Origin of the sequence: Streptomyces sp. NPDC088762, from assembly GCF_044750905.1 — a bacterium.
Classification (GTDB): domain Bacteria; phylum Actinomycetota; class Actinomycetes; order Streptomycetales; family Streptomycetaceae; genus Streptomyces.
Genome location: NZ_JBIVKT010000001.1, coordinates 1018899 through 1028532, shown reverse-complemented (window position 1 = coordinate 1028532; position 9634 = coordinate 1018899). Strand labels below are relative to the sequence as shown.

Sequence of the window (9634 nt, the reverse complement as noted above, 5' to 3'; positions counted from 1 at the left end):
CCCTTGAGGGACCGGCCCGAACCGGAGAGACGATGGGACTGACGGGAAACCCCCAAACCCTCACCACTTCCGGGTAAGTCGGCTGCCGCCCATCGTGTGCCGCTTGACGATCACAGTGCCGCCCGGCATGCTTCCGGCCCTCGCGTGCCGCTTCGCTTCCCCGTCCCGCCCGGCACGCTTCCGTCCCCCCGCCCCGCCCCCATATCGGCTCGCCCCCGCAGCACACCGCCCGCCCCACCCCCGCCCCGCAGGCAACCCCGTTCGGCTCGGCCCCCGCCCGCGGCGGGTGGGCAACCCCCGGCTGGGAGGGCGGTGAGAGGGGGGCGGAAGCCCCGCCCGAGCCCCTCATCCCCCCGACGCCGTCGGCAAATGGTCCAGGCGGCGGAGGATTATGCCTTCGCGGAGGGCCCAGGGGCAGATTTCGAGGTCGTCGATGCCGAAGAGGTCCATGGCGCCTTCGGCGACCAGGGCGCCCGCCAGGAGCTGGTTCGCCCGGCCTTCCGAGACGCCCGGGAGGGCGGCGCGCTGGGCCGTGGTCATCGCGGCCAGGCGCGGGACCCATTCCTCCAGGGACTTGCGGGTCAGGTCCCGCTGCACGTAGAGGCCCTCCGCCGAGCGGGCCGCGCCCGCGATGCGCGCCAGCTGCTTGAACGTCTTCGACGTCGCCACCACGTGGTCCGGGGCTCCGAAGCGGCTGAACTCGCGCACCGTGCGCGCGATCTCCGCGCGCACGTGCCGCCGCAGGGCCCGGATGTCCTGGGCGTCCGGCGGGTCGCCCGGGAGCCAGCCCGCTGTCAGGCGGCCCGCGCCCAGCGGGAGGGAGACGGCCGCGTCCGGGTCCTCGTCGATGCCGTACGCGATCTCCAGCGAGCCGCCGCCGATGTCCAGGACCAGCAGTTTCCCGGCCGACCAGCCGAACCAGCGGCGCACGGCCAGGAAGGTCAGCCGCGCCTCGTCGTCGCCGCTGAGGACCGACAGGGCGACACCCGTCTCGGCCTGGACCCGGGCCAGGACCTCGTCCGCGTTCGTGGCTTCGCGTACGGCGCTGGTCGCGAAGGGGAGGACGTCCTCGCAGCCCTTGTCCTCGGCCGCCTGCACGGCGTCGCCGATGACCGAAACCAGACGTTCGACGCCTTCGGGGGTGACGGCTCCGTGCCCGTCCAGGAGCTCCGCCAGCCGCATCTCCACCTTGTGCGAGTGCGCCGGCTGCGGGCGCGCACCGGGGTGCGCGTCCACCACCAGCAGATGGACCGTGTTCGAACCCACATCCAGGACACCGAGTCTCATAGGGGGAAACGCTACTGCGACGAACGCGGAGGGGGTGACGAAGGGGCGCTTAGGCTGGTGTTTGTGCCAAATACGAAGAAGGCCAACAAGACCCGGTCGCAGAAGGACGCGGGCAAGGACGCGGGCAAGGCCAAAAACAGCCCCAAGGTGAACGTCCAGGCCGGTGCCAGGGCCGCCGCCAAGATCGCCGCCAAGGCCGCGGCCAAGGCCGCCGTCGCCGACGAGAAGGGTCTGGACTTCCCGCGGGCGTGGGTGGAGTTTCCCGACCCGGCCGACGAGGAGCAGGTCTTCCGCTGCGACCTGACCTGGCTGACCTCCCGCTGGACCTGCATCTTCGGCAGCGGCTGCCAGGGCATCCAGGCGGGCCGTGCGGACGACGGCTGCTGCACGCTCGGCGCGCACTTCTCCGACGAGGACGACGAGCAGCGCGTCGCCTCGCACGTGGCGCGGCTGACGCCGGAGCTGTGGCAGTTCCACGACGTCGGCAGCGAGAGCGGGTGGACGCAGTTCGACGACGACGGGGAGAAGCAGACCCGCCGCTGGGACGGCGCCTGCATCTTCCTGAACCGGCCCGGTTTCCCGGCCGGGGCCGGCTGTTCCCTGCACATCCTGGCGCTGAAGAGCGGCCAGGAGCCGCTGGAGACCAAGCCGGACGTCTGCTGGCAGTTGCCGATCCGCCGCACGTACGAGTGGATCGACCGGCCGGACGACACCCGCGTGCTGCAGGTGTCGATCGGCGAGTACGACCGGCGCGGCTGGGGTCCGGGCGGCCACGACCTGCACTGGTGGTGTACCTCGGCCACGTCCGCGCACGGCGCCGGGGACCCGGTGTACGTGTCATACCGGGCCGAGCTGACGGAGCTGATGGGCGAGGAGGCGTACGAGACGCTGGTGGGGCTGTGCGAGGCGCGGCTCGCCTCGCTGCTGCCGATGGCCCCGCACCCGGCCGACCCGGTTCCGGGTACGGGGGATGCGGGCACGGACGCGGGGACGGGCGCGGGCGCGGGTACGGCTCTCTAGGGCGACGTGGCCGTGGCCGACGGCTCCGGTTCCGGGGAAACCGTTCCTCCTGAGGTCGGGGTCGGCGTCGCCGACTCCTCGGGGGTCGGCGTGGGAGCGGGCGGCGTCGGGGTCGGCGTGGGTGTCGGGGTCGGCGTGGGGTCCGGCGCCGGGGTCGACGGCGGTTCCTGCGTCGGCGCCGGTCGGCCGCGGCCCTGGATGGAGACGACCGTGCCGCCCGGGTCCACCCCGACCCGGGCGCTCCAGGCGCCGACGGGCTGGGTCTCGGGGTCGACGGTGATCCGCAGGGTGACCGATTCTCCGGGGGCCAGCGTGCCCGCGGTCCGGCTCGCGCGCAGCCAGGGCGCGTCCGACCAGAGCCGCCAGTCGACCGGGCTTCCGCCGGAGGCGGTGAGGGTCAGCACGGTGGTGGCGCCGTGCGAGGACGCGGCGACGGTGAGCCGGCCGGGAGCGCCGGGGCCGGCGCGGTCGGGGGGCGCGGGCGGGCCGGTGCTGATCACCTCGACGGAGACGTCGGGGTCGGCGATGCCCGGGGCGAAGCCGGTGCCGCTGGTGGTGGCGGCGGCGTTGCCGGTGTTCTCGTAGGCGGTGAGCGGGCGCCCGCCGACGTGTGGCGGCAGCGGGATGTCCGACTCGCTCGCGGAGACGCGGGTGGCGTCGGCGCCGACGGGTTCGCCGGTGCTGGGCGCGCCGCGGTACGCCGCCCACAGGGCCAGGACCGGGGCGGCGACGACGGTGGCGACCACGGTGGTGGTCACCGCCCGGGCGCGCAGCCGGTCGCGGCGGGCCGCGCGGTCCCTCGGGTCCATGGGAAAGCCGGTGCGGTCGAAGCGCGGGCCGGGCCCGCGGCGCCGGGCGGAGCGGAGCATCGCGGCGTGGACGGCGGTGCGGGGGGCGGGGACGAGCGGGAGGGCGGCCGGGTTGATGCCGCCGGAGCCGGGCCAGGGGGCCGCGGCGCCCACGCGTTCGGCGACGCGGCGGCAGCGCGGGCAGTCGTCGACGTGGCGTACGAGCTCGGCGCGCAGGCTGGTCGAGAGCAGCACCTGGCCGTCGCCGGTGAGCCGGGAGACGGTGGGGCAGCTGCCGGTCTCCACGACGGCGAGGGCGGCGCGCGTGCGCTCCACCTCGCAGGCGGCGCCGGACAGCAGCTCGCGGGCGGCGGCCGGCGGGGTGCCGAGGACGGAGGACAGTTCGTTCACGCCGAGGCGATGGCGGACGGCGAGTTCGAGGGCCTCGCGCTGCTCGGGCGTGGTTCCGGCGGCCTCGGGCCACGCGAGGCGGGCGAGCTCGGTACGGCGGTACGCGCTCACGTCAAGTGTGCGGTGGGCTTCGGGGGCGCGGCCGCTGTCGGGGCCGGTGCCGGCTCCGCCCCCCGGCGCACGGCCGGGTCCGGTGTGCTCCGGCGCACGCCGGGCGGAATGCGCTCCCTGTCGTGCGCGCCGCTGCTCCGCCAGCCGGTGCAGGCAGCCCCAGCGGGCGAGGGCGTACAGCCAGGCCCGCAGGTCCCCTTCGTCGGGACATCGGCCCGGGTGCCGCTCGGCCACGGCGAGGACGTTGCCGAGCACGTCGGTGGCGGTGTCGTGGTCGCACAGGACCGACAGGCAGTACGTGAAGAGGCCGTCCAGGTAGGGCTCGTGCCGGAAGGGGGGCGGTGGCTCCCCGTCGGGGGGCGTGCGCCCGTGCGCCCGGTGTGCGCCGGTGCGCGCTGAGGGGTGTGCCTGGCTGCTGCTGTTCACTTGGCGAACCGTAGGCGGCGCGCCGGTTGCGCTCCGGAAGCCTTCCCCGCAATTAGCCCTTACGGGTGAACAGATCGGCGTGGCACTGACCGCGCCCCTGACGCCGCGGCGCGCGCCCCCGCCCGGACCGCGCCCCCGTCGCTGTCGGTGGGGGCCGCTACCGTGGGGCGCATGGCTGCCCGTACTGCTCGTTCATCCGCCAAGGACCGGCCGTCCTACCGTTGTACCGACTGCGGCTGGACGACCGCGAAGTGGCTCGGGCGCTGCCCCGAGTGCCAGGCGTGGGGCACCGTCGAGGAGATGGGCGCGCCCGCCGTGCGGACCACCGCCGCGGGCCGGGTGTCGACCGCCGCGCTGCCGATCGCACAGGTGGACGGGCGGACCGCGACCGCGCGCAGCACCGGCGTGGACGAGCTGGACCGCGTCCTCGGCGGCGGGCTCGTGCCGGGCGCCGTCGTCCTGCTCGCCGGCGAACCCGGCGTCGGGAAGTCGACGCTGCTGCTGGACGTGGCGGCGAAGGCGGCGAGCGACGAGCACCGCACCCTGTACGTCACGGGCGAGGAGTCGGCGAGCCAGGTGCGGCTGCGCGCCGACCGGATCAACGCCCTCAACGACCACCTCTACCTCGCCGCCGAGACGGATCTCTCGGCGGTGCTCGGGCACCTCGACGCCGTGAAGCCCTCCCTCCTCGTCCTGGACTCCGTACAGACCGTCGCCTCACCCGAGATCGACGGCGCGCCCGGCGGCATGGCCCAGGTCCGCGAGGTGGCCGGAGCGCTGATCCGGGCCTCCAAGGAACGCGGGATGGCCACCCTCCTCGTGGGCCACGTGACGAAGGACGGCGCCATCGCCGGCCCGCGCCTCCTGGAGCACCTGGTCGATGTCGTCCTGAGCTTCGAGGGCGACCGGCACGCCCGCCTGCGGCTCGTACGGGGCGTGAAGAACCGCTACGGCGCCACCGACGAGGTCGGCTGCTTCGAACTGCACGACGAGGGGATCACCGGCCTCGCCGACCCCAGCGGCCTGTTCCTGACCCGGCGCGCCGAGGCCGTCCCGGGGACCTGCCTGACCGTGACCCTGGAGGGCAAGCGGCCGCTGGTCGCGGAGGTGCAGGCGCTGACCGTGGACTCGCAGATCCCCTCGCCCCGGCGCACCACCTCGGGCCTGGAGACCTCCCGCGTCTCGATGATGCTGGCGGTGCTGGAGCAGCGCGGCCGGATCACGGCGCTCGGCAAGCGCGACATCTACAGCGCCACCGTGGGCGGGGTGAAGCTGACGGAGCCGGCCGCCGACCTGGCGATCGCGCTCGCCCTGGCCTCGGCCGCCAGTGACGTCCCGCTCCCGAAGAACCTGGTCGCCATCGGGGAGGTCGGCCTGGCCGGGGAGGTGCGCCGGGTGACCGGCGTACAGCGGCGGCTCGCGGAGGCGCACCGGCTCGGTTTCACGCACGCGCTGGTGCCGGCGGATCCGGGCAAGGTGCCGGCCGGGATGAAGGTCATCGAGGTGGCCGACATGGGGGACGCGCTCCGGGTGCTGCCGCGCGGGCGGTCCCGTACGCCGGCCCGGGAGCGGGCGGGCGAATAGCAGGTCAGAGGGTCCGTACGGGGTCCCCGCCGGGCCTACCTGGCCAAGCCACGGCGGGGCCGCAGCGCACGCCGGTAGACTTCTGGATGGTCCGCCCGGCCGTATGCAGGCGGCGCAACCCGCGACCCGAGGAGTGCAGTGGCAGCCAAGGACGGGGCAGCAGCATCCGGCAAGTCGGGCGCGAGCTCCAAGCAGGAGGCCATGATGCGCGCCTCGCTGAGCGCGGTCGCGCCTGGTCAGCCGCTGCGTGACGGCCTGGAACGGATCGTCCGCGGCAACACCGGCGGGCTCATCGTCCTCGGCATGGACAAGAGCGTCGAAGCGATGTGCACCGGCGGGTTCGTGCTGGACGTGGAGTTCACCGCGACCCGGCTGCGCGAGCTGTGCAAGCTCGACGGCGCGCTCATCCTCGACAAGGACATCACCAAGATCCTGCGGGCCGGTGTGCAGCTGGTGCCGGACGCGTCGATCCCGACGGAGGAGACGGGCACGCGGCACCGCACGGCCGACCGCGTCTCCAAGCAGTGCGGTTTCCCGGTCGTCTCGGTCTCCCAGTCGATGCGGCTGATCGCGCTGTACGTGGACGGGGAGCGGCGGGTGCTGGAGGAGTCCGGGGCGATCCTGTCGCGGGCGAACCAGGCGCTGGCCACGCTGGAGCGGTACAAGCTGCGGCTGGACGAGGTCGCTGGGACGCTGTCGGCGCTGGAGATCGAGGACCTGGTCACGGTCCGCGATGTGACGGCGGTCGCGCAGCGGCTGGAAATGGTCCGCCGGATCGCGACGGAGATCGCCGAGTACGTGGTCGAACTGGGCACGGACGGGCGACTGCTGTCGCTGCAGCTGGACGAGCTGACGGTCGGGATCGAGCAGGAGCGGGAGCTGGTCATCCGGGACTACGTTCCGGAGCCGACGGCGAAGCGTTCCCGCACGGTGGACGAGGCGCTGGCCGAACTGGACGCGCTGACGCATCCGGAGCTGCTGGAACTGGCGATCGTCGCGAAGGCGCTGGGCTACACGGGCTCCCCGGAGACCCTCGACTCGGCGGTGTCCCCGCGGGGCTACCGGCTGCTGGCGAAGGTCCCGCGGCTGCCGGGGGCCATCATCGAGCGGCTGGTGGAGCACTTCGGCGGCCTGCAGAAACTGCTCGCCGCCAGTGTGGACGACCTGCAGACGGTGGACGGCGTGGGCGAAGCCCGCGCGCGCAGCGTCCGCGAGGGTCTGTCCCGCCTGGCCGAATCCTCGATCCTCGAGCGGTACGTCTAGACAGTCACGCTCGGTACACGTTCCGGGCCGGCGCTAGGACGTGCCTCCCAGCAGCAGCTCAGCGGTCCAGGCCTCTCCCGCCTTGCCCCCGGTGCTGTCGAGGACGCCCGAGTAGACGCCCTCCACGGGCAGCTTCTCGTGGGCCGGCGAAGACTGCAGGACATCGCACACCTCGGCCACCGAGGTGACGGGCTCACCCTTGACGGAGGTCAGGACGTCGCCCGCTTCGAGGTTGCCCTTGGCGGCCGGCGACTGCGGAGTGACGGACAGGGCCATCACCCCGTCGATGCCCTGCTTCTGGAAGGCCGTGAAGGCCTTGTCGTCCGGGGCCCCGATCCCCTCGAAGGTGGCGGCGAGGCTCGGGTCCGACAGGTCGAAGAGCCACCACCCGGGGTCGTTCTTGGTGTCGCCCGCGGCCAGCCCGGCGAGGTGGGGCTCCGCGTGATCGCTGCTGATCGCGTAGAACTGCCCCGACACCCCCTCCTCCGAGTAGCCCAGGGTGTTGATGCCGACGACTTCCCCCTTGGCATTGAGCAGCGGGCCGCCCGAACTGCCCGGGTTGACCGTGGCGGAATGCTGGATCAGGGAGGGGTAGTTCGGGAGTGAGGTCAGGGGCGTGGAGCCCACCTCGGGCGTTTGTACGGCGCCGGAGGTGAAGGCGAGGTCCTGTGTGGCGTCGGTGTTGCCGAGCGATGTTGGATAGCCGAGCGCGATGACGGTGTCGGCCGTCCCGACGTCGGCGCTCTTCCCGAACTCCAACTCCTTCAGGTCCTCTTGGGGAGATGTGAACTCGAGTACCGCGAGGTCCTCGCAGGGGTCACTGCCGAGCACCCGCACGGGGGTCGGCGGCTGGTCCCCGATGACCACCTTCAGGGCGGCCTCTCCCTGGATGACGTGCGCGTTGGTGACGATGCGCCCCTTGTCGGCGTCGTAGACGAAGCCGGTGCCGGAGCCGTATTTCCCGATCACGTGCACCGTGGCCGGCGCGGCCTTCTCGTAGACCTGCTTGGGCGAGGGATCGTCCGCCCGCGCCACCGCAGGGCTCCAGGCGGTGATGACCGCCGCCAGAACGCCGACAGCGACACCTGTGACTCGTGCACTCATGACGTCCCCTTCGACCGGGGCGGCACCACCCCTCCCCCTGGTACCGCTGCCGCCCGGGAAAGATCGCTGTGATTTCAGCGTAATCCCGCGGAGCGGAGCTGTCCTGGAGGGGGGAACAGGGCCCCGTGGCGAAGCCGGAGGCCCGTCGTGACGGGTGACCGCGCCGCCCGCCGCCGGGGCCACCGCCGGGGCCGTCGCCGGCTGTCAAGCCCCGAGAGGCAGGGGCCTGACCCGACTCACGGCCCGGGGCTTACTTATCACGCGGGCCCCTTCGGCCTGTCGGCATTTCCTTCCTCCCATTCCAAAAGGAGAATCCCCGTGGATCTCGTTCATCGAAAGCAGCGTATCGCCGTGCTTGCCGTCGCGACCGCGCTGGTGGGAGGGGCCGCGCTCCTGCCCACCGCCGCATCCACGGCCCCGCCGGAGCGCGGGCCGGCGCTGAGCCCGCAGACGAAGCCGGTACCCATGCCGGAACGGGGGCCGCCCGTGGGGCCTGCGTCGACGCCGGTGTCCATGCCGGAGCGGATGTCCCAGGAGGAGCCGGTGCCCATGCCACAGCCCCAGCCTCCGGGGGCGCCGGCCCCCACCAGGCTGTAGTCCGGGCCCCGGGCCCGCTGACAGCCCCCGATTTCACAACGGTCCGCCGGTTCTCCGGCGGGCCGTTTCGGCGTTCTTCTCCCTCTCGGGCCACTGCGGGGGCGCCGGAAGGCCGCGGGGAGTTTACTTCCCGTCCCGGACGTGTCAAGCCCCGAATGTGCGTCGCTTTGCACGCCCCTCACGCCGGGCGAAAGTTGTTTTAGGCGAAGTCGCCAGGCCATCGAAAACGGGATGGCACACCGGGCAAAGAAAAAGACCGGTTATCGAATTTCGACGCACAAACAATGAACTCGAGGAAAAATCATCATGGCTCACATTCGCATCCAGATCCCCCGCATCATCGGCGCTTCCTTCGTTGCCGCGGTTCTCGCCGGAACGGCAGGTGTGGCGGGTGCTCAGGCCGCTCCCCAGACGGTGAAGGCTGCGCCGAGCGTGGTACGGGACAGCAACCAGGTCAACCTGAACCAGGGCGGGGGTAAGACCAACCAGGCGAACGTGAACCAGGGCCATGGCAAGACCAACCAGGCCAACGTCAACCAGGGCCATGGCAAGACCAACCAGGCCAACGTCAACCAGGGCCATGGCAAGACCAACCAGGCCAACGTCAACCAGGGTGGCGGCAAGACCAACCAGGCCAACGTCAACCAGGGTGGCGGCAAGACCAACCAGGCCAACGTCAACCAGGGCGGTGGCAAGACCAACCAGGCCAACGTCAACCAGGGCGATGGCGACACCAACCAGGCCAACGTCAACCAGGGCGATGGCGACACCAACCAGGCCAACGTCAACCAGGGTGACGGTGACACCAACCAGGCCAACGTGAACCAGGGCGACGGTGACACCAACCAGGCCAACGTCAACCAGGGCGACGGTGACACCAACCAGGCCAACGTCAACCAGGGCGACGGTGACACCAACCAGGCCAACGTCAACCAGGACTAGTCGGGACCCCTGTCAGCTGGACGCGCACCCGCGCCGACCGCCTCATCGACGGAACCCGCCGCAGTGTCTGCGGCGGGTTCCGTCGATGCGTGGCGGTCGGT

Annotated in this window: 7 protein-coding genes; 4 read left to right on the top strand and 3 right to left on the bottom strand. The window is 72.5% G+C overall.

Annotation, left to right across the window (positions count from 1 at the left end; translation table 11 throughout):
- Positions 1–345: 345 nt before the first annotated feature.
- Positions 346–1287 carry a Ppx/GppA family phosphatase gene (locus ACIP5M_RS04740; protein WP_401191792.1) on the bottom strand — a complete coding sequence of 314 codons (942 nt, stop codon included), beginning with the start codon at positions 1285–1287 and terminating at the stop codon, positions 346–348.
- A 63-nt stretch (positions 1288–1350) separates the two neighbouring features.
- Between ACIP5M_RS04740 and ACIP5M_RS04735 the strand changes: the two genes are divergently transcribed.
- Entirely contained in the window at positions 1351–2307 is a 957-nt protein-coding gene (locus tag ACIP5M_RS04735; RefSeq protein ID WP_401191789.1) for a hypothetical protein, read from the top strand.
- Here ACIP5M_RS04735 and ACIP5M_RS04730 read toward each other — a convergent pair.
- On the bottom strand, positions 2304–4043 hold the full coding sequence (locus ACIP5M_RS04730) for a hypothetical protein (protein ID WP_401191787.1): 1740 nt from the start codon (positions 4041–4043) through the stop codon (positions 2304–2306). The two genes, ACIP5M_RS04735 and ACIP5M_RS04730, sit on opposite strands and share 4 nt — an antisense overlap.
- Positions 4044–4214: 171 nt before the next feature.
- On the opposite strand from ACIP5M_RS04730, the gene radA reads away from it, so the two are divergent.
- The gene (radA, locus tag ACIP5M_RS04725; protein WP_401191785.1) at positions 4215–5627 is read left to right on the top strand and encodes a DNA repair protein RadA; all 1413 of its coding nucleotides are present in this window, start codon (positions 4215–4217) and stop codon (positions 5625–5627) included.
- A 138-nt stretch (positions 5628–5765) separates the two neighbouring features.
- Positions 5766–6890, top strand: a complete 1125-nt coding sequence (gene disA, locus ACIP5M_RS04720; protein ID WP_361769502.1) for a DNA integrity scanning diadenylate cyclase DisA — start codon at positions 5766–5768, stop codon at positions 6888–6890.
- Between the two features lie 33 nt (positions 6891–6923).
- Here disA and ACIP5M_RS04715 read toward each other — a convergent pair whose 3' ends face one another.
- Complete coding sequence (locus ACIP5M_RS04715; RefSeq protein ID WP_401191783.1) at positions 6924–7994, bottom strand: S1C family serine protease; 1071 nt, start codon at positions 7992–7994, stop codon at positions 6924–6926.
- A 903-nt stretch (positions 7995–8897) separates the two neighbouring features.
- On the opposite strand from ACIP5M_RS04715, the gene ACIP5M_RS04710 reads away from it, so the two are divergent.
- Positions 8898–9533, top strand: a complete 636-nt coding sequence (locus tag ACIP5M_RS04710; protein WP_401191780.1) for a hypothetical protein — start codon at positions 8898–8900, stop codon at positions 9531–9533.
- Positions 9534–9634 lie beyond the last annotated feature (101 nt).

Coding starts and splice junctions, on each gene's coding strand:
- ACIP5M_RS04740 (WP_401191792.1), bottom strand. CDS start 1,287: ATGAGACTCGGTGTCCTGGATGTGGGTTCGAACACGGTCCATCTGCTG.
- radA (WP_401191785.1), top strand. CDS start 4,215: ATGGCTGCCCGTACTGCTCGTTCATCCGCCAAGGACCGGCCGTCCTAC.
- ACIP5M_RS04715 (WP_401191783.1), bottom strand. CDS start 7,994: ATGAGTGCACGAGTCACAGGTGTCGCTGTCGGCGTTCTGGCGGCGGTC.
- ACIP5M_RS04710 (WP_401191780.1), top strand. CDS start 8,898: ATGGCTCACATTCGCATCCAGATCCCCCGCATCATCGGCGCTTCCTTC.